Raw genomic sequence first — 25,039 nt, forward strand, 5'->3', positions numbered from 1 at the left:
ACGCGGCGGTGACCCGCCGCAAAATGTTACAAACCAGCCAGTTTATGGAACTGTTCCGGGCTGGTAATCGCTTCCGTCGGGAGGTTATCGTAGGTTTCGCCAAACCATTTTTTCTGCAGCTCTGCAAGCTTGCCGGTTTCGCGCATATGGTTGATAAATTTGGTCATGTAGGCCAAAAGCTGCGGTGAGTTTTTCGGAATCGGCCAGGCCATATAGCCCGGGCCGGACACCGCCAGTCCTTTGGCGAAGACCTTCGGTTTGGCTTTCGCCAGGTCGTTGACGGAAATCACCACGTTAATCACGTAATCGAGGCGCTTATTGGCAAGGTCGGCGTAGGCTTCCGGATAGGAGGGATACTCCACCACCGGCCCGAGCTTGCCGCCGGTTTTTTCCAGCATCGCTTTCAGTTCAGGCAGTCGCGCCAGCAGCGCGCTGCCCGCCTGCAGCCCCACTTTTTTGCCGCTCAAATCGGCGATGGTGTTGAGAGAGTTATCGCCAGCGCGCTTGACAAAATAGTGCTGCGCCGAGGCCCACGGCGGCGTGAAGTCAAAGACCTTAAGTCGATCGTCGGTAATCACCGCGCCGGTTAACGCCATATCGTACTGACCGGTGGAGACCGCCGCTAACAGGCCGGTCCAAGGCAGGATGCTCTGGTCGACGTGGAATTTCGCATACTTGCGTAGCTCCTCCAGCATATCTTTGTTAAAGCCATCGGCCTGGCCGTTGCTCATAAAGTTAAACGGCGCGTAATCATCTTCGGTCGCGACTTTCAGGGTGCCGGATTTTTCAATTTCCGGGAGATCTGCTGCCGCTGCGTGATAAGAAAAAGCCAGTGCCATAACGGCGCCCAGACACATTGAACCCAACGATTTGTTCATCAATCCACCCCTAATTAATTCGCCAGACGTGTTCATTCCCGAACATGAAAAGGTTTTGCAAAACTTGTGCCGACGGAAGTTCCGTTCCGCGACTGATGAATGCGTTTTTACTGTAGGGAGCGTTTTTGTTTTCCGGATAGAGCCAGTTTCGTTGCGTCCGTGTGTCAGACTTTTTCAGGGTGGTATGGAATTTGCTGCAGGGTAGACAGAGTATTCACGTAAGGAGCCCCGCATGATCCGTCACCTTTTGCACGTCGAGTTCGACCAACGTCGCGGTTTACAGGAGCAGGTGCGGGAGACGTTGGTTAACGCCATTCTGAGCGGTATTTTTTCCGCCGACACGCCGCTGCCCTCCTGCCGTCAGTTGGCCAGCCAGCTGCGGGTATCGCGCAATACTACGGCGCTGGTTTTTGAGAGTCTGGTCAGCGAAGGGTATCTCATCAGCCGCCCGCGCAGCGGATACTATCTGCATCCCGACTATCAGCATTCCGCCGCGACGGTTGCCGTGCAGGATGCACCGGATGACGAGCGCGCTGCACCACGCTGGGGCGCGCGACTGCAAATCACTCCCAGCCAGCAGGAGTCGATTCTTAAACCCGCCGGCTGGATGAATTATCGCTATCCGTTTATCTATGGCCAGCCGGATACCCGCCAGTTTCCGCTGACCACCTGGCGTTCGGCGGCCAACTGGCTGCACGGCGGCGTGCGCGATCCGGCCTGGGTCGTCGATCACATCGACCAGGACGTCCCGATGCTGATTGAGCAGATCCGCACCCGGGTGCTGCCCAAGCGCGGCATCGTCGCCGCAGCGGATGAGATCCTGATTACGCTCGGCTCGCAGAACGCGCTCTACCTGCTCACCCGCCTGCTGATGTCGTCCACAACCCGGGTCGGCGTCGAGAATCCCTGCTTCCGCGAGGCGATTAATACCTTCCTGCTGGCGGACGCCGACATCGTGCCGCACCCGGTGGACGAAGAAGGGATCGTGCTCGACGATGCTCCCTGCGATTACTACTACGTCACCCCCGGCCACCAGGTGCCGACGGGGGTGGCGATGAGCCAGGCGCGGCGCGGCCAGCTGCTGGAACATGCGGCCCGCCACGATGCGGTGATCGTTGAAGATGATTACGACTCGGAAAGTAATTTTATGCTGAACCCGCTACCGGCACTGAAAGCCAGCGACCGTAGCGGGCGGGTGATTTACGTCAGCAGCCTGTCGAAGGCGCTGTCTCCCGGCCTGCGGCTGGGATTTATGGTGGCCGACCCGGACCTGATTGATGAAGCCCGCGCGCTGCGGCGGCTGATTTACCGCCACCCGCCCACCAATATTCAGTATCAGATGGCCCATTTTCTCGCCCAGGGGCACTATGAAACCCACCTGCGCCGCTACCACTTTGACTCCGCCCAGCGCTGGGAGCGGCTGAATAATGCGCTGCACCGCTACCTGCCGGAGTGCCGGATTATTCCCGGGAGCGAACATGCCAATGCCTTCTGGCTGGCGACACCGAAACAGATCAATACCCAGCAGCTGACCTGGCGAGCCGCCCATGCCGGGGTGCTGATTGAACCCGGCGCGCGCCATTTTCTCAACGCCAACCCGCCGGAAAATTTTTTCCGCATGGGCTTTCACGCTATCAATCCCGATGCGATTGCGCCCGGCGTCGAGGTACTGTGCCACCAGCTGGCGCAGCTGGGGTAAACGAAGTCTGTCGTCGCCCCCCGCGCATCCAGCATCCCGTAGCCCGAATAAGGTGCGCGCGCCGCCATCCGGAGAAATCCCCCGGTGGCGCTGCGCTTACCGGGGCTACAGGGGCTATGCGGTCGGATTGCCCGGCTAAGCGTCGCGCCAGCCGGAGCAATCCCCCGGTGGCGCTGCGCTTACCGGGGCTACAGGGGCGTGCGGTCGGATTGCCCGGCTAAGCGTCGCGCCATCCGGAGAAATCCCCGGTGGCGCTGCGCTTACCGGGGCTACAGGGCATGCGGTCGGATTGCCCGGCTAAGCATCGCGCCAGCCGGAGCAATCCCCCGGTGGCGCTGCGCTTACCGGGGCTACAGGGGCGTGCGGTCGGGTTGCCCGGCTAAGCGTCGCGCCAGCCGGGGAGATCCCGGGCGGCGGGTTACGCCACCTGCGCGTACTGCAGCATGACCTGCAGCAGCACGTTTGCGCCGGCGGTAACGTGCCCGGGAGAGGCGTACTCGATTTCGTTATGGCTAATCCCGTCTTTGCAGGGAATAAAGATCATCCCCGTCGGCGCCAGATAGCTCATATATACCGCATCATGCCCGGCACCGGAGACGATCTCCCGCGCCGGATAGCCAAGTCGCGCCGCCGCATCGGCAATGGCCTGCTGGCAATCCGGATGGAACGGCGCCGCCGGGTAATGGCTGACCTCCTGCAACGTCACCGCCAGGCCGCTCTCCTGCTGCACGCGGGTGATAAAAGCCCGCAGCTGGCGGTCCATCTCATCGACCGCCGCGTCGCTGATATTGCGCATATCGATGGAAAAGGTGACCTCGCCCGGCACCACGTTGCGGCTGTTGGGATAGACCTGCACCATCCCGACGGTACCGCGCCCCTCTTCGCTGCGCCCGGCAATCGCCACCACCTCCTGCATAATCCGGGTCGCTACCTGCAAGGCATCCTGACGTAGGCGCATCGGCGTTGGCCCGGCATGAGATGCCTGCCCCGTCACCACGCAATCGTACCAGCGGATCCCCAGCACCCCCTGCACCACGCCGATGATTTTCTCTTCATCTTCCAGGATCGGTCCCTGCTCGATATGGGCTTCAAAGTAGGCGCCGATCGGATGATCGCCGGGAGTCTGGCTGCCGACATAGCCGATACGCGCCAGCTCCTCGCCCACCGTTTTTCCCTGCGCATCCTGCGCGGCATAGATTGTTTCCAGCGGGAATACTCCGGCAAAGACCCCAGACCCCATCATGACCGGCACAAAACGCGAGCCTTCTTCATTGGTCCAGAACACCACTTCAATCGGCGCTTCGGTTTCAATATCGAGGTCGTTCAGCGTACGCACCACCTCCAGCGCCGCCAGCACCCCGTAGTTACCGTCAAATTTCCCGCCGGTAGGCTGAGTATCAATATGGCTTCCGGAGACAATCGGCGGCAGCAGCGGGTTGCGCCCTTCCCGGCGCATAAACACGTTACCGATTTTATCAACCGTGACGCTCATCCCCGCCTCTTGCGCCCAGCCGATGACTACATCCCGTCCCTGTCGGTCGAGATCGGTGAGCGTCAGGCGACAGCAGCCGCCCTTCGGCGTCGCGCCGATTTCCGCCAGCGCCATCAATGAATCCCATAACCGCTCCCCGTTAATACGCCAACCCGTCGCCCCGGCAACCGGGGTAAAAAGAACCTCACTGCTCATCTTTGTCTCCTTGCGCAAATGCAACGGCCAGCTCCACCAGCAGACGATCGCTGCCGCGCGGCCCTAAAAAAGAGATGCCCAGCGGCAGACCGCCGACCTGAGCCACCGGCAGCGTCACCTGCGGACGCCGGGTCATCACCGAAATCAACAATAAATCGTGGGAAAGACGCCGGGTGGTCTCAATCTCCTCAGCCTGCGCCGTCAGCAGCGGCGCACCGTCGGGCACGGTGGGCAGAACCAGTATCGCGTCGCCCAACAGCGCATCCCACCAACGGGTAAAGTGCTCCCGCCGCTGGCAGGCGGCCTCATACTGCGCCGGGGTCACCGCTTTTCCCCATAAGAAGCGTTCGCGTACATCCGGCCCCAGCTGCAGGCCATAGCGTTCTATCGTCTCCCCCTGCGCCTGCCAGGCCTCAAATCCCTGAATCTGCCGAAAGGCGAGGTAGATCTCATCGATGTCCGGCAGCGACGCATTCAGCGGCGTGAAGGTGCCAAAAACGCGCTCAAGCCGCTGCCGGACGGGCAACAATGCCTGCTGGCTACGCAGCGGCAGGCGGGAAAAAAGAGCGTCATGGCACGCCAGCGCCACGCCGGCAATCGCCGGAGGCTTCGCGTCCAGCAGGCAGTCAGCGACCGCCCGAAAGACCTCCGGCGTTTGGGCGAAGAAACCGCAGGTGTCCATCGTGGCGCACAGCGGCTGGCAGCCGTCGAGCGAAATGCGCCCGTGCGTGGGGCGCAGGCCAAACAAGCCGCAGTAGCTTGCCGGGGTACGCACCGACCCGCCGGTATCGGTGCCCAGCGCAAAATCGCACACGCCGTTCGACACCGCCGACGCCGACCCGGATGACGAACCGCCGGGTATATGGTTCGGCGCAGCGCCGTTGCGTGGCGTCCCGTAATGCACATTGTGGCCGCTCATCGAGTAGGCCAGCTCGCTGGTGTGGGTTTTACCGATAAAACGTGCGCCGTTATCCAGCAGGCGCTGCACCACCGGCGCCGTGCGGCGTTTAATGCCGGAGAGCGCCAGTAAATGTGGGTTACCGCCGCCGGTGGGATAGCCCGCAACATCAAACAGATCTTTGACGGCAAAGGTCATCCCGCTGAGCGGCCCGCTCAGCGCGTGGGGTACCGGCTGCGGCGGGTAAGGCATAAATGCGTGATTATCATCCTGCATGCGTATCACCTCTTTTACTCGGTCGACCGTTCAGGCATACAGCGCCGGTTTTTCGACGCCCGACGTCAGTTCTCGCCAGCGATGGCAACTCACCACATGACGCTGTCCCGCCTGTTCGGTCACGGGTTGAGTTTGCCTACAAACGGGTCTCGCATGCGGGCAACGGTCGGCGAACGCGCAGCCCGGCGGCAGGCGGGAAAGATCCGGCGGCGAACCGGGAATGCAATGCAGCGCGTCGCCTTTTTTCAACCCGTCTTTGGGACGGCTACCCAGCAGCACCTGGGTATAGGGATGGCGAGGACGGGACAAAATATCCGTCATCGACGCCTCTTCAACGATCCGTCCGGCGTACATCACCGCCACCCGGTCGGCTATCTCCACCGCGGCGCCAATATCATGAGTCACAAAGATAATCGCCAGCTCGCGCTGCTTTTGCTGCTCGCGCAACAGGATCAGAATCTGGATCTGCACCGTGGCGTCCAGCGCGGTGGTCGGCTCATCCGCCAGCAGCAGCTGCGGATTGCACGACAGCGCCAGAGCAATCATCGCCCGCTGGCGCATACCGCCGGACATTTCGTGCGGGTAGGCATCCAGCCGTCGTTCCGGACTGGGGATCCGCACCTGACGCAGCGCCTCCAGAGCCCGCTCCCTCGCCGCCTGACGCGACAGCCCTTCATGGCGACGCAGCCCTTCAACGATCTGCTGACCGACGGTATACACCGGATCAAACGCCAGCAGCGGCTCCTGAAAAATCATCGCGCAGCGGGCGCCGCGATAGGCCCGCAGCCGGGAAGCGCTCATCTTCAGCACCTCCTCATCGCCGACGCGCAGCGTCCCCGAGAGCACGCTGCTTGTAGGCGGATGCAGGCGCATCAGCGCCCTCAACGTGACGCTTTTACCGGACCCCGACTCACCGATCAACGCCATCACTTCGCCTTTATGGACATCAAAAGAGACACCGTTAACCGCATTCACCGTCTGGCCATCGCGGCGAAATTCCACCCGCAGATCGCGAATATGGACAAAAGCCTCATGCGACATGACTCACCTCCTGAATGGCGATATTCTGATGCCAGGGCGACGACGGCTGGGCCATCAGGCAGGCACTTTGATGCCCCTCGCCGACGCTTTCGAGCTTCGGTTTCACCTCGGCGCACACCGCTCTGGCGTGCGGGCAGCGGGTATGAAACCGACAGCCCGAAGGCGGTGATATCGGGCTCGGCGGATCGCCGTTCAGCGGCGAGGTCAGGGTGCGGTTTTGCGGGTCCATCGACGGCATCGAGCTGAGCAATGCGCGGGTATAAGGATGAGCGGAGCGGGTAAACAGCTGTTCCGCCGGCCCAATTTCCACTACCTCGCCGAGATACATCACCAGAATGCGATCCGATAGCCAGCGCACCACGTGCAGATCGTGGCTGATAAACACATAGGTCAGCTCAAGGGTACGTTTTAGCTCCTGCAACAGCTGCAGAACCTGCGCCTCTACCGATTTATCCAGCGCCGACACCGCCTCATCGAGGATAACCAGCCGCGGCTTCATTGCCAGGGCGCGAGCGATGTTGACACGCTGACGCTGGCCGCCGGAGAGCGCATGCGGATAGCGGTGGGCAAAACGTTCGGGTTCGAGGCCTACGTGGGCCAGCAGATAGCGGGCATATTCGCTGGCTTCTTTGGCGCTCACACCGTGTACGCGCTGGCCGAAGGCGATACTCTCCTCCATCGTCATACGCGGATTGAGCGAAGCATAGCTATCCTGAAACACCATCTGTACCTGACGACGATACTCTTTCATCGGCAGGCGCGAGGACCCCACCGTCAGGCCATCAAAGATCAGCTCGCCGCTGTCCTGATTAAGCAGCTGCATCAGCAGGCGTGCCGTCGTCGATTTGCCGCAGCCGGACTCCCCTACCACGCCCAGCGTTTCACCTTTCATCACCGTAAAGCTGACGTTATCCACCGCCTGCACCACTTCACGGCTTTTTGCGCCACCGGCACGAAAATACTTCAACAGCTGATTGACCTTCAGCAGCGGCTGAGCCGGGCCGCCAAGGTCGATATTGATAAAAGGTTGCATCGTTACTCCTTAATCGCCATCGCCGTGCGCAGGCGGTCGGCGAGGATGTTGAACGAAATGGAGGTGATAAAAATCATCAGTCCCGGCAGGGCCGCCACCCACGGCTGGGTGTAGATGGCCGTGCGCAGGGTATTGAGCATCAATCCCCATTCCGGCTCCGGCGGCCGCACGCCCAGGCCAAGAAAAGAGAGGCCGGAGGCGAGGATCATGCACACCGAAATCAGGCCGGTGGAGAAGACAAAAATCGGGCCCAGCACGTTGCCGAGGACCTGGACGCGAATAATGGTAAAGGCGCTGGCCCCGGTAGCGCGGGCGGCCTCGATATAGTCCATATGGCGGACCTGGGCGGTAACGCTTTCCGCAATCCGCGCCACCTGCGGCACGAACACCAGCGTCAACGACAGCAGCGCATTGCCAATGCCCGCCCCCAGCGCGCCGGAGAGCGCAATCGCCAGCAGCACCGAAGGGAAAGCGTAAAACACGTCGACGGTACGCATAATCAGGGTATTGGTTTTACCGCCCGCATAGCCGGCGATAATGCCGATGGCGCCGCCGATGAAAAAGGCGAACACCACCGGAACAATGCCCATAAACAGCGACAGCCGGGCGCCGAGAATCAGGCGCGACAGCATATCGCGGCCCAGTTCATCAGAACCCAGAACAAAACCGTCGCTGCCGATAGGTTTAAGGCGTAAAAACATCGAGGTCTGATAAGGGTCTTTCACTATCAGCCACGGGCCAAACAGCGCCAGCGCCAGCAGCAGCAAAATGAGGGTGCCGACGATCAGGCCGCCGGGATCGCGCAGCAAGCGGCGAAACACGCCGCGCCAGTAGCCCTGCCGGACAGCCACAACCGGAGAAGCCGGCGCCATTTTTGTCGTCGCGGTATCCACCATAGTCAGCTCCTCTTAATTCGCGGATCGAGGGTGGTTTGCAGGATATCCACCAGCAGATTGAGCAGCACAAAGAACAGCGCCAGCACCCAGATAGTTCCCTGCAGCAACGGCAGATCGCGCTGGAAAATCGCCGTATTCAGCAGCAGGCCGGTCCCCGGCCAGGAGAAGACCGTTTCAACGAGAATCGATCCGCCCATCAAATACCCCACCTGCAGCCCCATCACCGCCAGCGCGGTCGGCGCGGCGTTTTTCACTACGTGGAGGAAGATGCGCGATTCGTTCAGCCCGCGGGCGCGCAGGCCGACGATAAACTCCTGGCTAAGAATATCCGCCACCTGCGAACGCACGGTGCGGGCGATAATCCCGGTCGGGATCACCGACAGCGTAATCGCCGGCAGCAGCATGAACTGCAGATGCTCCCGGTCCCACTGCCAGCCAATCTCGCCAATCGGTCCGCCGCCGGTGGCCGGCAGCAGGGAAAACTTGACGCTAAAGACGATGACCAGCAGCATTCCCAGCCAGTAATGCGGCACGCTGACGCCGAAAACCGACAGCAGTGACGCCAGGCGGTCAACGATGCTGTTACGAAAGTAGCCGGCGACAAAACCAAACAGGCTACCCAGCACAAAGCCGATAATGGTTGCCAGCAGCGCCAGACGCAGCGAATAGCTGACCGCCGTCAGCACTTCGCCAAGCACCGGTCGGCCCGTCGCCACCGACATGCCTAAATCGCCATGCAGCGCCCGCCATAGCCAGTGCACGAACTGCAGCGGCAGCGGTTTATCAAAGCCATAGGCCTGCATTAATGTCTGGCGCAGCGCCTCGGAGGCATCCGGCGGCATCACCGAAACCAGCGGGTCACCCGGGGCAATCTGCACCAGCATAAAACAGATCAGCGCCACGCCGAGCATCGTCGGGATGGCCAGCAGAATGCGGTATAGCAGCGTATTGATCATCTGTTCCCCCTGTGCGGTTACTCTTTCTTACTCACCAGGCTGAGATCGATAAACCAGCTTTGTGGCTGGACCACCCCGGTCACCGCAGGTGAAATCGCGCGCGGCCCAACGTCATGGGCGACAAACAGGAACGGCACCTGGTCGACCAGCGCCGCATGCAGTTCACCGGCCGCTTTGTCCATCTCCGCCGGGGTAAAGGCGTGTTTTACCGCCGTCGCCAGTCTTTCCGTCTCCGGCGTTGCGAAATAGCCCCAGTTGGTGGCGACCGGTGGGAAGGCTTTGGCGGTCGAGAAACGAATCAGGCCGAAGTAGGGATCGTTCACCGCCGCGCTGACATTGATCGCATCGATCCCCTTCGCCGACGGATCTTTCGCCCCCAGCCGCCAGTTGGTAAACAGGGTGTTCCATTCCGTCACTTTAATATCGACATTGAAGAAGCAGCTTTTCAGGCTCTGCTGGATGTATTCATTCATCGGCAGCGGCTGCATCTGCCCGGAGCCGGAAGCGGAAGTCGCCACCGTGACGTGCAGCGGTTTCGCGGCGCTAAATCCGGCCTCGGTCATCAGCTTGCGGGCGCTGTCCGGGTCGTATTTGATCTGGAAAGTGGGTTGGCCGTGCCACGGACTGTCGGCTTCATAGACGCCGGTCGCTTCGGTCATGTAGCCGCCGAGATAGCTTTTGAGTTCGGCGCGGTTAAGGCACAGGTTGGCGGCTTTGCGCACGCGAATATCTTTCCACGGCGAGCCTTCTGCAAAGGAGAACTGCCACGGCCACAGGTGCGGCTGAGTGTTGGCGTAGATTTTAAAACCCTGAGCTTTAATCTGATCGACCGAATCCGGCGCCGGGGCTTCAATCCAGTCCACCTGTTTTGACAGCAGCGCGGCGGTACGGGCATTGGCCTCCGGCAGCGGGATCAGCACCACTTTATCGACCCGTGGAATACGCTCTTTATTCCAGTAATCCGGGTTTTTATCGAGAATCAGCTGCTGGCGCGGAACCAGTTTTTCCATTTTAAAGGGGCCGCTGCCCACCGCCTGAGCGGCAAACGCCGTCCACGCCTGCTTGCTGCGGGCCGCCGCATCGCCGATGCTGGCCGCTACCGCGTCATACTGCTTTTGCCAGGCCGTCGGCGAGACAATAAACAGGTTGGTGATGTTGTACGGCAGCAGCGCATCTGGCTCGGAGGTGGTCAGCGCAACCGTATATCGATCGATTTTTTCCGCCCCGCTGAGCGTCGGCATACGGGACAGCGTATTGCCAATCTGCCCCGGCGCATATTGCGGCGCGGTTTTGTTCAACACCTTATCGACGTTCCAGACGATGGCGTCGGCGTTCACCTCGCTGCCATCATGAAACTTCACCCCGGGACGCAGGGTAAAAATCCAGCGACGTTGATTCTGCGGGTCAACGTGCCACTCCGTCGCCAGGCCCGGAACCAGGCCGCTGGGCTTTTCGCCCTGTGAAAGATCCCACTCGACCAGCGCATCGTATAGCGGGATACCGGTGAAGCGGTTGCCTTCATATCCTTGATCGGGCTGCCCAAGCGTCAGGGGGATATCGGCGGCGGTCATGGCGATCCGCAGCGTGGAGGCACTGGACGGCAGGGAGGCAAAGAGCGCCAGCGCGCCGCTCACAGCAACGGCGAGATGACGTTTGCGCAAAAGTACGGTGTTATTTAGCATCACATTGTCCCTGTTAAATAAAAGTCGTTATTTAACAGGCAAGATGCATACCAGTTTATCCGGGCGAAAAAATAAGTGTGAAAGCGCTTATAAAATAAGAGCAACCTATTATATCCGAATGATTTTAATTGAAAAAATAAACAACCCTTATCTTTACGCACCATCTGAGTGAAATAAGTTGCACAATTGCACCAGCCCGTTTATTGCCGCACGGGCAAAGCCGAATAATCACTTAACATCACTTTTATAAAATAAATTCATCATTTCCGCGCAGCGATCTGCCCGCGGCGAACCCATCTATACTTCGTTTATCGCGCTAATCAGGGAGTCACCATGCCGCTACCCGACTTTCACCGCTCCGCCCCCTTCACCCTCGGGATTGAACTGGAGCTTCAGGTGGTCAATCCGCCAGGATACGACCTGAGCCAGGACTCCTCGCGGCTCATCGACGACGTGAAAAGCGGCCTGAGCGTCGGGGAGGCTAAACATGACATCACCGAAAGCATGCTGGAAATCGCCACCGGGATTTGTCGCGATATCCACCAGGCCGCGACGCAGCTGGGCACCATCCAGCAGGCGGTTTTACGCGCTGCCGCCCGCCACCATCTGCAAATCTGCGGCGGCGGCACCCACCCTTTCCAGACCTGGCAGCGCCAGCAAATCAGCGATAATCCGCGCTATCTGAAAACCGTGGAGCACTTCGGCTATCTGGCGCAGCAGGCCACGATATTCGGCCAGCACGTCCATGTTGGCTGCCAGAACGGCGATGATGCGCTTTATCTTTTACATGGCCTGTCGCGCTTCGTTCCGCATTGTATTGCGCTGAATGCGGCCTCGCCGTGGCTCGACGGCGCCGACAGCGGTTTTGCCTGTTCGCGTCTGAATCTGTTCGCCGCCTATCCTGACAACGGGCCGATGCCGTGGGTCAACAGCTGGCAGGAGTTTACCCGCTTATTCCGGCGCCTCAGCTATACCAGCATGATCGACAGTATGAAGGATCTGCACTGGGATATTCGCCCCAGCCCCCGTTTTGGCACCGTCGAAGTACGGGTGATGGATACCCCGCTCACTCTCGCGCAGGCGATCAATGTCGCCGGATTCATCCAGACCCTCGCCTGTTGGCTGCTGACGGAGAGGCCGTTTAAACATCATCCCGATGACTACCTGCTGTATCCGTTTAACCGCTACCAGGCCTGTCGCTACGGTCTGGAGGGCATCACTACCGATGTTCACAGCGGCGAACAGCGCCAGCTTCGCGAGGAGATTTTACAGCTGATCCCTCGTCTCATGCCCTACGCCGAGCGCCTCAATGCCGCCAGCGCTCTTGCAGCGATCGGGCGCCAGCTGCAGCAGGAGACGAGCGAAGCCCGGCAGATGCGCGAGTTTGTCGCCGCCGGCGGCTCGCTGATCGGTCTGGTGCAAAAGCACTGCGAAATCTGGGCGGCATAGTCCGGCAAAAAGGTATACTGCGGCCAATATTGCTTTCGCCGCCCCGCATCTTCCTGCGGCATACCTGGAACGTTCTCATGACTTTGCGCCTTCTGCCGCTGCTGCCAGCGCTGTTGCTTCCCCTCTCCGCGCTGGCCAGCGGGAAATGCACCCTCACCGACCCGTCGCTGACGCTACAAAGCTATACCGTCAATCCGCAGCGTGAGCGCATCGCGATGTACTGGAAAAAAGCGGATGGCGAGGCCTTCGGATCGCTGCGTGCGCTGCTGGCGGATATCAATCAGAGCGGACGCGTGCAGATGGCGATGAACGGCGGTATCTACGCGAAAAGCTACGCGCCGCTGGGGCTGTATATCGAAAAGGGCGTGCAGAAAGTTCCGCTGAATCGCGCTTCCGGCGGCGGCAACTTTTTTATCCGCCCCGGCGGCGTGTTTTATCTGCAAGGCGAACGGGCGAAAATCGTCAGTATCGACAAATTTAAGCCGACGCCGGGCATCGATTATGCCGTGCAGTCCGGCCCGATGCTGATTGAAAACGGCACAATAAACTGGCGTCTGAAGCCGTCTGCCGGCTCACGCAAGCTGCGCAATGGCGTCGGTATCACCCGGCAGGGCCAGGTGATTTTTATGCTCAGCGATCGCGAAACCAACTTCTACGATTTCGCCTGCTACGCGCAGTCAACGCTCAACGTGCGGCAGATGCTCTATCTCGACGGCACCATTTCAAAGATGTACCGGAAAGGCGGCAGCGTACCGTGGCAGTATCACCCGTTCGTCACCCTGATTACGGTGGAGAGCAAGCCGTCCCCGTAGCCGATTGGCTGTCCGTAGCACCACGCCAGCCGTGGCGGCGGCAACAGCAGCTCATCTCATTCTGAAACCACAAAACATGCGGCGATGCCCAGCTGTCCGCTGAAATCGGCGAACCGGAGGCCGGAGGACAAGGCTGGCCGACAGAAGCGCGCTTACATCCGCCGATGCCCCCATTCGCGCAGGCGCTGGAACAGCACGAACAGCGAGGGAATAAACACAATCCCGATCGCCGTCGCCACCAGCATGCCGCTGAACACCGTAGTGCCGATAATCCGCCGACTCTGCGCCCCGGCGCCGGTGGCGAGCATCATCGGCATAATACCGATGATAAAGGAGACGGCGGTCATCAGCACCGCCCGAAAACGCCGGGTGGCTCCCTCGCGGGCAGCATCCACCACCGACATCCCCTCTTCCCGTCTGGCCCGGGCAAACTCGACGATTAATATCGCGTTTTTCGCCGCCAGCGCGATTAACAACACCAGCCCTATCTGCACATACACATCGTTGGCATAGCCGGCTATCCACAGCCACAGCAGCGCTCCGCCGAGGGCAAACAGCACCGACAGCATCACGCTGGCCGGCAGCGTCCAGCTTTCATACTGGGCGACGAGGAACAACCACGCCATCGCCACCGCCGCCAGGACGATCCAGATGGCCTGGTTGCCGGTCTGCTGCTCCTGCCAGGAGATGCCGCTCCACTCGTAATCATACCCCTGCGGCAAATTCGACAGCAGAATTTGCTCCATCACCGCCATCGCCGTGCGGCTGCTGACGCCCTGTGCCGCAGAGCCGCTCACCGACACCGACGGGAACTGGTTGTACTGCTGAATGAACGGCGCGCCGACGGTGGGGGTGACGGTCACCAGATTGCTCAGCCGAATCCGCTCGCCGTGATGATTTCGTACGTACAGCTCGCCGATTTGCTCCGCCCGCTCGCGCCACTGCATCTCGTTTTGCACCACCACCGGATAGACACGATTGTTGATGCTGAAATCCCCGGCGCGCGTCCCGCCAAACGCCGTTTGCAGACTATTGAAGATTCGCGATACCGGCACATCCAGCCGCGCCGCCTGGTCGCGGTCGACGTTGAGCGTCAGCTGCGGCACGTTGCTACTCCAGGTGGTAAACACCTGGCTCAGCTGCGGATGCTGGTTCGCCATCCTTAGCACCTGCTGCGTTACCTGCTCCAGCTCTGCCGTCGATTGCCCGGCCTGTGCCAGAATGCGTAAATTGAACCCGGACGCATTGCCCAGGCCCGGCAACGTGGGCGGCGCAAAGGCCATAATGGTCGCCTCCGGCAGGCCCATCAGCTGTCCCTGCAATTTACCCATCACCTCATTCAGCGGCGGCCGCTGATGCCACTCCTTCAGCATCACCGAGATAAAGCCGCCGTTGGAGGCGCTGGTTCCGTTGAGAATATTAAACCCGGACACCTGAATCACATCCTCAACCGCCGGATTGGCCAGCAGCAGCTCGCGCGCCTGGGCCATCACCGCTTCGGTACGCTCCAGCGACGCGGCTTCCGGCAGCTGTACGCTGGCGAAGAAATAGCCCTGATCCTCCTGCGGCAGAAAACCTTTCGGCATCTGGCTAAAGCTGAAGGCCACCAGAGCGGCGGCAGCGATCGTCGCCACCAGCGCCAGCCACAGACGACGGTTCATCCACCCGACCAGCGCCCCGTAGCCGTCACGCACCGTCGCCAGAGCGCGGTTAAAAGCCCGCCAGAAGGCAGCAGGCTGCGCGGGACGCGGACGCAGCAACAGCGCGCACAGCGCCGGCGTCAGGGTGAGCGCGATGATGCTCGACACCGTCACCGCCGTCGACAGAGTGACGGCAAACTGGCGATACAGCTCACCGACAATCCCCGGCAGGAGCGCCACCGGAACAAACACCGCCAGCAGTACCAGCGTTGTGGCGATCACCGGCCCGGCGATTTGCCGTAGCGCCAGCGCGGTCGCCTCCGCACGCCCCACGCCTTCGGCGAGATGGGTTTCTACGCTCTCCACCACACGATGGCATCATCGACCACCATGGTCAGGGCGAGAATAATGGCGAATAAGCTCAGCGTATTGGCGCTATAGCCCAGCAGATAAAGTACGGCAAAGCTGCCGATCAGCGACACCGGGATCGCCAGGGTGACAATCAGCGTGGCCCGCCAGCTTTGCAGAAACAGCGATACCACCAGCACCACCGCCAACAGGGTCAGCACCAGCGAGACGCCAATCTCTTTAATCGTCGCCGCGACAAAGCGCGTCGTATCGAACTTCACCTCCCAGGTCAGATCCGCCGGAAAGCGGCTGTGCAGGCGGGTCAGTTCGGCGCGCACCGCGTCGGCGACCTGCAGGGCGTTGGCGGTTGGCGTCGGATAGATACCGAGATAGGCGGAGTCTTTGCCGTTCAGCTGCGCGCCGGAACTGTAGCTGCGCGCCCCCAGTTCAATGGTGGCCACTTCGGCGAGTCGAACCAGCTGACCGTGTTCCCCGCTGCGGATCGCTATCTGGCTGAAGCTTTCCGCATCGCTCAGGCGGCCGATGCCGTTGATGGTCAGCGTCTGCTGCTGACCGTTGAACACCGGCGGCGTGCCTACCTGCCCCGCCGCCCCCTGCACATTCTGCTCCCGCAGCGCCTGGGCAATATCGTCGGTCGTCACATTCAGCGCGTTCATGCGATCGGGGCGCAGCCAGACGCGCATGCTGTAATCACGGGCGCCGAACATCTGTACTTCGCCGACGCCCGGTAGACGGGCCAGCGCCTCGCGCACCTGGGTGCTGGCGTAGTTGCTGACGAACAGCGGAGAGAGCGTCTCCAGCGGCGAGTACAGGCTGACGCCCATCAGCAGGTTGCTCGCCCGCTTGCGCACCTGCACGCCGTTCTGCTGCGCATCGACAGGGAGTTGCGCCACCGCCTGCGACACCCGGTTTTGCACGTCAATCGCCGCCAGATCGGCATCGGTTCCGGCCGCAAAGGTCAGGCTCAGGCTGTAGGTGCCGTCATCGGAACTGGTGGACTCCATATACAACATATGGTCAACGCCGTTGAGCTGGGTCTCCAGCGGCGCGGCGATTGCCTCGGCGACGTCCGCCGCGCTGGCGCCCGGCCAGCTGGCGCTGACGTTGACCACCGGTGGCGTAATCTGCGGATATTGTTCCACCGGAATCAGCTTCAGTGCTACCGCGCCGATAAAGGTCAGCAGCAGCGCAATCACCATCGCAAAACGCGGGCGACGAATAAAAAACGTCAGCATCCCTTCTCCTTTCCTTATTTCAGCAACTGAACGGCGGCGCCGTCACGCAGACGCTGCGCGCCGTCCGTCACCACGCGCTCGCCCGCTTGCAGACCGTCCGCCACGACAAACAGCTGCCCCTGCTGGCCGCCCGATGTCAAGCGGCGCAGCGCAACGGTGTTATGGTCCGTCACCACCCAGCTATAAAACCCCTGCGCATCCTGCTGGACGGCGGCAACCGGGATCATCAGACTCTCCTGCGCCTGTCGCGGGCGAAGAATGACCGGCACGTTGCCGCCCGGCAGCAGGCGATGCTGCGGATTGGCGAATTCGGCGCGCAGCACGACGCTGGCGGTGCGGGTATCAATCCGGTTATCGACCGAGGTCAACACCCCATCTTCCCGCCTACCGTCGGGTTCAATCTGCGCCAGCCACGCCTGCTTCAGCGCGCCGATATCGGCATGCTGCCCGGCTTTACTGTAAAAGGCGGCTTCATCTAAGGCGAAAGAGACGCGAATCGGGTCGAGCTGGACGATATCCACCAGCATGCCGCTGGTCGGCCCCACCAGGCTGCCGACATGAAAACGACTGTGGCCAATACGCCCGCTGACCGGCGAGTCGATGCGCGTATAATCCAGCGTAATTTGCTGCGTGGTGACGCGCGCCTTCGCCTGTTCCACGGCGGCGGCGGCGACATCGCGCTGCATCCGGGCGTTATCGACATCGTTGCGGCTGATGGAGTGATTGTTTTTCAGCTGTTGATAGCGGGTCAGCAGCTGCTGGGCCTGACGCAGCGAAGCCTGCGCGCTTTTCAGCTCGGCCCCGGCCAGCGCCAGCGCAGCCCGAGGTTGGGCATCATCGAGGGTGAACAGCCGATCGCCTTCCCTGACGTACTGCCCGTCCTGGAAGTGGCGCTGCACAATGGTCCCCTCCGTGCGTGCGCGGATCTCCACGTCATGAATCGCTTCAATGCGGCCGGGAAGCGGACGTTCAGCCACATGCGGCAGCAGTTGAACGACGGTCGCGCGAACCGGGATGGCGGGCGCGGCGGTGGCCGTCAGGGCGTAACCGGCCAGGCCAAGGGTCAGGCAGACCAGGCGCAAAATGTTTCTCATCGGGATTCCTTGCTGGCGATGCGGCGTCCCTCCCCTGAGCGGAGAGGGGCGCCGGGCGGATCAGGCGGTTTTACGTAACGGGCGGGTCAGACGCTTCTCGACTTCCACCACCAGGAACATCACGATGGCAATCGCCAGGGTGATAAACCAGTAGCGCAGCGGCAGCGACTCGGTGCCAAACATCGTCTGCATAAACGGCAGGTAGATAATCGCCAGCTGCAGGAGCAGCAGCACGCCGCTGACCAGCCAGATGCCTTTGTTGCGCAGCAGGCCAGTATTTAATGAGAAGCCCTCGCTGCGACGGCAGTTAATCATGTACACCCACTGCGCGGTCACCAGCATCTGTAACAGCACGGTGCGGATAAACTCGGCGCTATGGCCGCGCGGCGCCAGCCAGGCCTCAAGAATAAAGGCGGCGACGGCAATCATGGTTCCGACGAAGGCGACGCGCCAGATGGCATAACCATCCATGACGTGCTGGCCGGTTTTCCGCGGTGGGCGGTTCATGACGTTGCGCTCCGCGGCTTCGAAAGCGAGACCGAAAGAGAGCGTGGCGGAGGTCGCCATGTTCATCCACAGAATCAACACCGGCGTCAGCGGAATAATGTTCCCCGCTAACAGGGCAATGATAATCAGCAGCCCCTGCGCCAGGTTGGTGGGCATAATAAACAGAATCGTTTTCTTCAGGTTGTCGTAGACGCGACGCCCCTCTTTCACCGAGCTGGCAATGGTGGCGAAGTTGTCGTCCGTCAGCACCATGTCGGCCGCCTCTTTGGTGACTTCAGTGCCTTTGATCCCCATCGCAATGCCGACGTCGGCCTGGCGGAGCGCCGGCGCATCGTTCACCCCGTCACCGGTCATGCCGACGACTTCACCGGTATCCTGCAGCGCTTTGACCAGGCGCAGCTTATGCTCCGGACTGGTACGAGCAAAAATGTCGTACTCCACGGCGGCTTTCGCCAGTTCGCCATCGTCCATGTGCTCCAGCTGATAGCCGGTCATCGCCTGATGGCTGTTGGTGATCCCCAGCATCTGGCCGATGCTCATTGCCGTCTGCGGGTGATCGCCGGTGATCATTTTCACGCGGATCCCTGCGGTCTGGCAGGCGTGAATCGCCTCTATGGCCTCCGAACGTGGCGGATCCATCATTCCGGCGATGCCGAGGAACACCAGCCCCTCACGCAGATCGTCGTGGGTCAGCGTCGTGCTGCCGGCGCGCGCCGGTTTACAGGCGGCGGCAACCATGCGCAGCCCCTGGCTGGCGAAGCGAGAGATCTCATCCTCCCAGTACTGGCGCTCGAACGGAACCGTCCCCTGCTTTGTCATCTGCTCGCGGCACATCGCGAAAATCACATCCGGCGCGCCGGTGATCAACACACGCTCAGCGGTGTCGATTCTCTGCTGCGTCGCCATGTACTTATACTGTGAATCAAACGGAATTTTGGCAATCAGCTGCGTCTCAACCGGCGGCAGCTTTGCCTTCGCCGCCAGCACTTTTAACGCCCCTTCGGTCGGGCCGCCGGTGATGCCCCACAGGCCGCGCGCGTCCTGTACCAGCTGGCTGTCGTTGCACAGGTCAATGGTACGCAGATACGTTTCCAGTACGCTTCCGGCATGAATTTGTACCGGCTCATCGCTGCCTTCCAGATAGATATTGCCCTGCGGCTCATAGCTGTCACCCTCAACCCGGTAGCAGCAGTCGGCGGTGATAATCGCTTTGACCGTCATTTCGTTCATGGTCAGCGTACCGGTTTTATCCGAACAGACGACGGTCATCGCCCCCAGCGTTTCTACCGTCGGGAGCTTGCGAATAATGGCGTGTTTGCGCGCCATCGCCTGCACGCCGAGGGAGAGGATGATCGAGATAATCGCCGGAAGTCCTTCCGGGACCGCCGCTACGGCCAGGCTAATCAGGGAGAGCAGCAGTTCCCCCATGGGGATATCACGCAGGGCCAGGCTGAAGACAAACAGCGCCGCCATCATGGCGAGGATAATGACGAAAATCGCTTTACCCAGCTTATCCATCTGCACCAGCAGCGGCGTGCGATGCTTCTCGATACCGGCCATCATCTGGTTGATATGCCCAAGTTCCGTATCCTGCCCGGTCGCCGTCACGACGCCGACGCCACCGCCGGCGCTGATGGTGGTACCGGAAAACACCATGTTGGTCCGGTCGCCCAGCGGCAGTTCGCCTTGCAGCGCATCGATGATTTTATCCACCACCGTTGATTCGCCGGTCAGGATCGCCTCTTCCACACGCAGGTTGTGAGTTTCGATCAGGCGCATATCCGCCGGAACGCGGTCGCCCGCCCGCAGAATAACGATATCACCCGGCACCAGATCGCGGGTGGGCAAGGTTTCGTGTTTACCGTTGCGCTGCACCCGGGCATTGCTGGAGAGCATGTTGCGGATCCCCTGCAGGGATTTCTCGGCGTTGCTCTCCTGCACGTGACCGATCAGGGCGTTGATGACCGTGACGCCCAGGATCACCAGGGTATCCACCCAGTGTCCCATCACCGCCGTCAGCGCCGCCGCCGCCAGCAGGACGAAAATCAGCACGTCGTTAAAGTGGGCCAGGAAACGCAGCCAGGCCGGCTTGCTTTTCTTTTCCGGCAGCGCGTTAGGGCCAAAGGAGGCCAGGCGTTCTGCGGCCTCGGCGGAATGCAATCCCTCGGCGCGACTGTGGTTCTGCGCCAGTACCTGTTCAACGGTCTGCCGGTAGGCTGGCTGTGCCGCAGTATCTCCCGCAGGAGGCGAATTATGGGGGTGATGGATTCTGGTCAAATTAAATTTTCCTTATAAATTCCGTTATTCGGAAAGCCTGAAATCATTTCTGGCCAATGAATGAATATGATTTTATATAGCGAGATGAAAATTGATCCAGGACAATTAACGGCCCTCGCAAAATTTAAAATCTGTGATAAGTTAATTCTTCAAACAACTATTACAGAATATTAATAAACATATATTAAACGAGGTTCATTATGTCAGGAATCTACCGTGGACGCCGCCTGGTGCTGTACATCCTGCTGGCTATCAGTATTGCCACGCTGGTGGGATATAGTACCTATACTTTTGTAAAGTACACTCTTTAATAATGACGTTAATTGACATTAAGATGCTATTAATTTAATTACAAATAACGCCAACAATATTAACAGAAGGAATAAAAGTCCTGATATTAGCGCTACGTATAATGGCGTAAAATAATCACTCAGGAAAGGATATTGCGTTAAATGTCATTATACCTGACAATATGTTTTTTAACTGATGATTAACAAGTAATGAAACATCCGCTCGAAACGCTGATCGCCGCCGCAGGCATTTTATTGTTGGCCCTGATCTCTTGTTTACTGCTGCCAGCGCCATCCCTTGGGTTAACGCTGGCGCAAAAACTGGTCGATACCTTCCATCTGATGGATCTCAACCAGTTTTATACCCTGCTCTTTTGCCTGTGGTTCTTAGCGCTGGGCACGGGAGAATATGTGGTGTTGCGTTGGGTCTGGCGCCGCTGGTTTTCCCTTGAGCGCTAACCCGGTAAAGTCACGCATTCCCGCCACCAGCGCCTCGCACCAGGCGGCATAATCATGGCCGCTTGATGAAGGATGGAAGCTGACGCGATAGCCTTTATCGCGTAGCGCCTGTTCAAAGGTAAGGGTATTGCTGTAGATCCCGCCATCGGCTCCCGAGGTCTCAAACCGGCCTGCCTGGAGCCAGAAACGTATCGGATAGCGCGGCGACTGCTGATACTGGCGCGTCAGCCAGCCGGCTTCCTCGCCTTTGGGCGCCCACCAGTAAGAGCCCGACAGACTGAGGACATTGGCAAACAGCCGCGGATAGCGCAGCGCGACCCACGATGCGGCCAGGCCGCCGTAGCTGGAGCCGGCGACAACGGTTTTTTGGCGAATGGCATCCAGCCCCTGTTGTCGCAGCCAGGGAAGCAGCTCATGGGCCATAAAATCGGCGAAGAAGGGGTTGGGCGGCAGCTCTTTCGCCCGGCGCGGGTGATCGAGACTATCAATAAACACCACGTTGATCGGCGGCAGCACATGGCTGGCGATCAGGCTGTCCAGCACGTTGGCGAAGCGGTATTCATCCTGATAGGTTTTGCCATCAAACAACATCAGCGTCCAGCGTGCGGGCTGCGGCAAGCGCGGACGGTAGATCATCACTTCCCGGGTATTATGCAAAAAATCGCTGCGCAGCTGATGGCGGGTCAAAGTGCCATAGCGCAACGGCTGCGCCCTACGCTGCGGCGTGCAGTAGCGCGCCGGATTGAGCGCCAGCAGCGAATAGCGGTTCCAGCGATCGCTGGCGCGGTTGACGCTGTTCGGATTCAGCGGATCGGCCTGAGCGCTGACCAGAATCGCCCGCCGCTGCTCGTGCCCGACGCCGTCGACCTGCGGGACATCCGGCGCCAGCTTATATTGCATCAGGGTATCTGCCGGTACCACGTAGCTGCGAAACCAGACATCGGAATGGCCAAGCCGAAACAGCGGATCGTGATCGCCCGCCGGGGATCCCAGCAGGAAGACGTTTTTTCTCGCCCCGCGCCACAGGAAGGTGACGCGCTTGTGTCCTGCATCCACCGGTTCCACCATCGGCGTCCCTTCCTGTTCGCGCTCCTGCCAGAAACGCGTCGTAGAGCCACCCGCCGCCAGCTCCTGCATCAGCTGCTGCAAACGGGGACTGACGGGATCCAGTGCCTGGGTTTTCGCCAGCGCGGTGGTCTCCTTCATCCGCCAGCGGAAATGCCAGCGGGTGCCTTCTTCGCCGTGGAGCACCAGCGCTGAAGCGCGGTTCACCGGCAGGGAGAACAGCAGCGTTTGCTCGCCATCCGGCGGCCCTCCCGCCAGCAGCGTACGCAGCCGACGGTTATTTTCATCCAGCAGGCGGGCATCCGTTACCCCGGAAATCGTCGCCGAAACGTAGTTTTCCCCTAACGTCGGCAGATCAAAACAGACTTCGCCGCTGGCATCGAATTTTCCCTGCAGCTCTCCCTGCCGCGAAGAAGATTCGCAGTTCATTGCCACCGCCGGTAGCGCACTCATGCCGATCAGCAGACCACCCCATGCCATTTTCATCGCCCGATTTATCCCTGTAAAAATTTGTTACTAACGCTAATGCAAATGGTAATGATTTGCAATAACATCAACTCCGCTCGTTCAGGCCATTAGATTTTTCTGATGGGGGAAAGGGATGATTATGGCAATTTCAACCAAGGACATAGCAAATAAAATGTTTAAATATAATAAGATAACTAAACTCTGGGTCACGGGTCTTGCCGTGGCGACACTCGCCGGGCAGGCGCTGGCGGAGGAGACCCTCGTGGTCACCGCGAGCAGTAATGAAGATCCCACCGCGCCGGTCAAAGGGATCGTGGCGACGAAAACGCTTTCCGCGACGAAAACCGCCGCCGGGCTGGTGAAAACCCCGCAGTCGGTCTCGGTCATCACCCGCGATCAGATGGCGGCGCTGGACGTGACGTCGGTGTCACAGGCTCTGCGCTATAGCGCCGGGGTGTTCACCGAGTATCGCGGATCGTCCAACCGCAATGACGAAGTCTTCGTCCGCGGCTTCAGCTATGTACCGAAGTATCTCGACGGCCTGAGCTATGGCGCCACCGCGTCGTCGCAAACCGGCACAATGGATCCGTGGCTGCTGGAGCGCGTCGAGCTGGTACGCGGCCCGGCCTCGGTGCTGTTTGGCCAGGTCAACCCCGGCGGGCTTATCAGCATGACCAGCAAGCGTCCCACCAGCCAGCCGGTGCATCAAATCCAGTTCCGTACCGGCAACGACAATCTGGCGGAAGGCGCCTTTGATGTCGGCGGGCCGTTAAGCGACGACGGCCACCTGCTCTATCGCCTCAACGGTATCGCCCGCAGCCAGAACAGCCAGGTCGAGGATTATAAAGAGACGCGCATCGCCATTGCGCCGGCGCTGACGTGGTATCCCAACGATGCGACGCGCTTCACGTTGCTGACCAGCTATCAAAAAGATCCCGACGCCGGTTATCGCAACTTCCTGCCGCGCTACGGCACCGTCAACAGCGTCGATGGCAGCTATATTCCGCGCGACTTTAACGTCAGCGACCCCGGCTACAACCAATCCTGGCGCGAGCAGACTCTCATCGGTTATGAATTTGAGCATCAGCTCAACGACATGCTGACCCTACGGCAGAACGCGCGCTATGGGACGATAAAGCAGAAATATCGCTATCTGGTCTATTCCAACAGCGCAGCCAACAGCTCCGTGCTCTCGCGTCGCGCCCAGCATGAGGAGCGGCAAACCGATGAGTTCGGTATCGATAACCAGCTTGAGGCGCAGTTCACGACCGGTCAGCTGGCGCACACCGTTCTCGGCGGCCTGGACTACAAAACCAGCAAGGATAAGCAGTACCTCGGTCGCGCCGGCGGTTCACAGTACGATCTCGACTGGCGTGCCCCGGTCTATGGTGTGAAGGTCGATGAAAGCACCTTCCGTACCGCCAGCGATGAACAGCAGAATCTCGATCAGGTTGGCCTCTACCTGCAGGATCAGCTGAGCCTGGAAAACTGGGAGCTGCTGCTTTCCGGCCGCTATGACTGGGCGGAAGTGCGTACCACCGACTTTACCGACAGCAGTCGCACCCAGAAAAACGACAGCAAGTTTACCTGGCGTACCGGTCTGCTGTACGCCTTTGACTTTGGCCTGTCGCCCTATATCAGCTACAGCACCTCCTTCGAACCCAACCTGCAAACCAATCGTGCGCCGGGCGTCGCTCCGTTCGACCCCAGCGAAGGGAAACAGGTGGAAGTGGGTGTGAAATATCAGCCTACGCCGACGGCGTTGATGACTCTGGCGATGTACGACCTGACCCAAAGCAACGTTGCGACCTGGAACAGCGCGGCAGGATGGTATGAGAACAGCGGTAAGGTCCGCTCGAAGGGGGTGGAAGCCGAAGCGCACGCCACCTTCTTTGACAACCTCAACCTGATTGCTTCATACACCTGGACCGACGCGGAAACCGTGAATACCACCGTCGCCGGCACCGAAGGGAAAACCCCGGCGCGCATTCCGACCCATATGGCCTCGGCGTTCACCAGCTACACCCTGCCCAATGGCGCGCTAAAAAGCCTGACCGCTGGGGTTGGCGTGCGTTATATCGGCACCAGCTACGGCGATGCGAAAAACACCTTCAAGGTACCGGCGGTGGATCTGTATGACGCGATGGTCAGCTATGAGTTAGGCGAATTGAGCTCGAGCCTGAAAGGGGCGAAAGCGCAGTTCAACATCAACAATATCGCCGACACTAAATATGTTGCCTCGTGCGCCGGCGATAGCGCCTGTTTCTATGGCGTGGGTCGTACGGTGACGATGACGGTAAACTACGCCTGGTAGAAGCCCAAAATGCG

General features: G+C 60.1%; 17 protein-coding genes and 1 pseudogene. 6 read left to right on the plus strand and 12 right to left on the minus strand.

Annotated features, from left to right (window positions below; translation table 11 throughout):
• Positions 1 to 26: 26 nt before the first annotated feature.
• Positions 27 to 878, minus strand: a complete 852-nt coding sequence (locus Q1L34_RS19530; protein ID WP_004859243.1) for a transporter substrate-binding domain-containing protein — start codon at positions 876 to 878, stop codon at positions 27 to 29.
• 232 nt (positions 879 to 1,110) lie between these two features.
• Between Q1L34_RS19530 and pdxR the strand changes: the two genes are divergently transcribed.
• Both pdxR and Q1L34_RS19540 read left to right on the plus strand, forming a co-directional pair.
• Complete coding sequence (gene pdxR / locus Q1L34_RS19535; protein ID WP_015584943.1) at positions 1,111 to 2,577, plus strand: MocR-like pyridoxine biosynthesis transcription factor PdxR; 1,467 nt, start codon at positions 1,111 to 1,113, stop codon at positions 2,575 to 2,577.
• 248 nt (positions 2,578 to 2,825) lie between these two features.
• On the plus strand, positions 2,826 to 2,960 hold the full coding sequence (locus tag Q1L34_RS19540) for a hypothetical protein (RefSeq protein ID WP_327204247.1): 135 nt from the start codon (positions 2,826 to 2,828) through the stop codon (positions 2,958 to 2,960).
• Positions 2,961 to 2,995: 35 nt separating this feature from the next.
• On the opposite strand, the gene Q1L34_RS19545 is transcribed toward Q1L34_RS19540, so the two are convergent.
• Genes Q1L34_RS19545 through Q1L34_RS19575 form a run of 7 tightly spaced genes read right to left on the minus strand, consistent with a single transcriptional unit; the run spans position 2,996 to position 11,046 of the window.
• Positions 2,996 to 4,264 (minus strand): Zn-dependent hydrolase, encoded by a 1,269-nt coding sequence (locus Q1L34_RS19545; RefSeq protein ID WP_004859237.1) that lies wholly within the window; start codon positions 4,262 to 4,264, stop codon positions 2,996 to 2,998.
• Positions 4,254 to 5,438: an amidase gene (locus Q1L34_RS19550; protein ID WP_160873188.1), complete on the minus strand. Its 1,185-nt coding sequence runs from the start codon at positions 5,436 to 5,438 to the stop codon at positions 4,254 to 4,256. Before Q1L34_RS19550 ends, Q1L34_RS19545 begins: the two co-directional genes overlap by 11 nt.
• Before the next feature lie 30 nt (positions 5,439 to 5,468).
• The gene (locus Q1L34_RS19555; protein ID WP_054829222.1) at positions 5,469 to 6,479 is read right to left on the minus strand and encodes an ABC transporter ATP-binding protein; all 1,011 of its coding nucleotides are present in this window, start codon (positions 6,477 to 6,479) and stop codon (positions 5,469 to 5,471) included.
• Positions 6,469 to 7,512 (minus strand): ABC transporter ATP-binding protein, encoded by a 1,044-nt coding sequence (locus tag Q1L34_RS19560; protein ID WP_004859228.1) that lies wholly within the window; start codon positions 7,510 to 7,512, stop codon positions 6,469 to 6,471. The genes Q1L34_RS19555 and Q1L34_RS19560 overlap by 11 nt, the downstream gene beginning before the upstream one ends.
• Before the next feature lie 2 nt (positions 7,513 to 7,514).
• On the minus strand, positions 7,515 to 8,408 hold the full coding sequence (locus Q1L34_RS19565) for an ABC transporter permease (RefSeq protein WP_004859224.1): 894 nt from the start codon (positions 8,406 to 8,408) through the stop codon (positions 7,515 to 7,517).
• Between the two features lie 2 nt (positions 8,409 to 8,410).
• Positions 8,411 to 9,364 carry an ABC transporter permease gene (locus Q1L34_RS19570; protein ID WP_004859222.1) on the minus strand — a complete coding sequence of 318 codons (954 nt, stop codon included), beginning with the start codon at positions 9,362 to 9,364 and terminating at the stop codon, positions 8,411 to 8,413.
• Between the two features lie 17 nt (positions 9,365 to 9,381).
• A complete protein-coding gene (locus Q1L34_RS19575) occupies positions 9,382 to 11,046 on the minus strand; it encodes an ABC transporter substrate-binding protein (RefSeq protein WP_004859220.1) in 1,665 nt (554 codons plus the stop codon).
• Between the two features lie 333 nt (positions 11,047 to 11,379).
• On the opposite strand from Q1L34_RS19575, the gene Q1L34_RS19580 reads away from it, so the two are divergent.
• Positions 11,380 to 12,495: a YbdK family carboxylate-amine ligase gene (locus tag Q1L34_RS19580; RefSeq protein WP_004859217.1), complete on the plus strand. Its 1,116-nt coding sequence runs from the start codon at positions 11,380 to 11,382 to the stop codon at positions 12,493 to 12,495.
• Between the two features lie 83 nt (positions 12,496 to 12,578).
• A complete protein-coding gene (locus Q1L34_RS19585; RefSeq protein ID WP_369974017.1) occupies positions 12,579 to 13,307 on the plus strand; it encodes a phosphodiester glycosidase family protein in 729 nt (242 codons plus the stop codon).
• Between the two features lie 152 nt (positions 13,308 to 13,459).
• Here Q1L34_RS19585 and Q1L34_RS19590 read toward each other — a convergent pair.
• The 3 genes and pseudogenes from Q1L34_RS19590 to Q1L34_RS19600 form a co-directional block, all read right to left on the minus strand.
• Positions 13,460 to 16,551 (minus strand): annotated as a pseudogene (locus Q1L34_RS19590) (efflux RND transporter permease subunit).
• A 14-nt stretch (positions 16,552 to 16,565) separates the two neighbouring features.
• On the minus strand, positions 16,566 to 17,645 hold the full coding sequence (locus Q1L34_RS19595) for an efflux RND transporter periplasmic adaptor subunit (protein ID WP_054829224.1): 1,080 nt from the start codon (positions 17,643 to 17,645) through the stop codon (positions 16,566 to 16,568).
• Positions 17,646 to 17,705: 60 nt separating this feature from the next.
• The gene (locus tag Q1L34_RS19600; protein WP_015584947.1) at positions 17,706 to 20,429 is read right to left on the minus strand and encodes a cation-transporting P-type ATPase; all 2,724 of its coding nucleotides are present in this window, start codon (positions 20,427 to 20,429) and stop codon (positions 17,706 to 17,708) included.
• Between the two features lie 500 nt (positions 20,430 to 20,929).
• Here Q1L34_RS19600 and Q1L34_RS19605 point away from each other — a divergent pair, with 500 nt between their 5' ends.
• Positions 20,930 to 21,178, plus strand: a complete 249-nt coding sequence (locus tag Q1L34_RS19605) for a DUF1158 domain-containing protein (protein ID WP_004859198.1) — start codon at positions 20,930 to 20,932, stop codon at positions 21,176 to 21,178.
• Here the strand turns inward: Q1L34_RS19605 and Q1L34_RS19610 are convergent.
• Entirely contained in the window at positions 21,107 to 22,729 is a 1,623-nt protein-coding gene (locus tag Q1L34_RS19610) for an alpha/beta hydrolase-fold protein (RefSeq protein ID WP_004859195.1), read from the minus strand. The genes Q1L34_RS19605 and Q1L34_RS19610 overlap by 72 nt on opposite strands.
• Before the next feature lie 154 nt (positions 22,730 to 22,883).
• On the opposite strand from Q1L34_RS19610, the gene Q1L34_RS19615 reads away from it, so the two are divergent.
• Positions 22,884 to 25,025: a TonB-dependent siderophore receptor gene (locus tag Q1L34_RS19615; protein WP_032717170.1), complete on the plus strand. Its 2,142-nt coding sequence runs from the start codon at positions 22,884 to 22,886 to the stop codon at positions 25,023 to 25,025.
• Positions 25,026 to 25,039: the final 14 nt, after the last annotated feature.

It is taken from the genome of Klebsiella ornithinolytica (assembly GCF_030505655.1).
GTDB classification, from domain to species: Bacteria; Pseudomonadota; Gammaproteobacteria; order Enterobacterales; family Enterobacteriaceae; genus Klebsiella; species Klebsiella ornithinolytica.

Bases quoted from the DNA above. Each gene is read 5' to 3' on its own strand.
- Q1L34_RS19595 (WP_054829224.1), bottom strand. From the start codon at position 17,645: ATGAGAAACATTTTGCGCCTGGTCTGCCTGACCCTTGGCCTGGCCGGT.
- Q1L34_RS19530 (WP_004859243.1), bottom strand. From the start codon at position 878: ATGAACAAATCGTTGGGTTCAATGTGTCTGGGCGCCGTTATGGCACTG.
- Q1L34_RS19570 (WP_004859222.1), bottom strand. From the start codon at position 9,364: ATGATCAATACGCTGCTATACCGCATTCTGCTGGCCATCCCGACGATG.
- pdxR (WP_015584943.1), top strand. From the start codon at position 1,111: ATGATCCGTCACCTTTTGCACGTCGAGTTCGACCAACGTCGCGGTTTA.
- Q1L34_RS19610 (WP_004859195.1), bottom strand. From the start codon at position 22,729: ATGAAAATGGCATGGGGTGGTCTGCTGATCGGCATGAGTGCGCTACCG.
- Q1L34_RS19550 (WP_160873188.1), bottom strand. From the start codon at position 5,438: ATGCAGGATGATAATCACGCATTTATGCCTTACCCGCCGCAGCCGGTA.
- Q1L34_RS19555 (WP_054829222.1), bottom strand. From the start codon at position 6,479: ATGTCGCATGAGGCTTTTGTCCATATTCGCGATCTGCGGGTGGAATTT.
- Q1L34_RS19545 (WP_004859237.1), bottom strand. From the start codon at position 4,264: ATGAGCAGTGAGGTTCTTTTTACCCCGGTTGCCGGGGCGACGGGTTGG.
- Q1L34_RS19565 (WP_004859224.1), bottom strand. From the start codon at position 8,408: ATGGTGGATACCGCGACGACAAAAATGGCGCCGGCTTCTCCGGTTGTG.
- Q1L34_RS19575 (WP_004859220.1), bottom strand. From the start codon at position 11,046: ATGCTAAATAACACCGTACTTTTGCGCAAACGTCATCTCGCCGTTGCT.
- Q1L34_RS19560 (WP_004859228.1), bottom strand. From the start codon at position 7,512: ATGCAACCTTTTATCAATATCGACCTTGGCGGCCCGGCTCAGCCGCTG.
- Q1L34_RS19605 (WP_004859198.1), top strand. From the start codon at position 20,930: ATGAAACATCCGCTCGAAACGCTGATCGCCGCCGCAGGCATTTTATTG.
- Q1L34_RS19615 (WP_032717170.1), top strand. From the start codon at position 22,884: ATGTTTAAATATAATAAGATAACTAAACTCTGGGTCACGGGTCTTGCC.
- Q1L34_RS19580 (WP_004859217.1), top strand. From the start codon at position 11,380: ATGCCGCTACCCGACTTTCACCGCTCCGCCCCCTTCACCCTCGGGATT.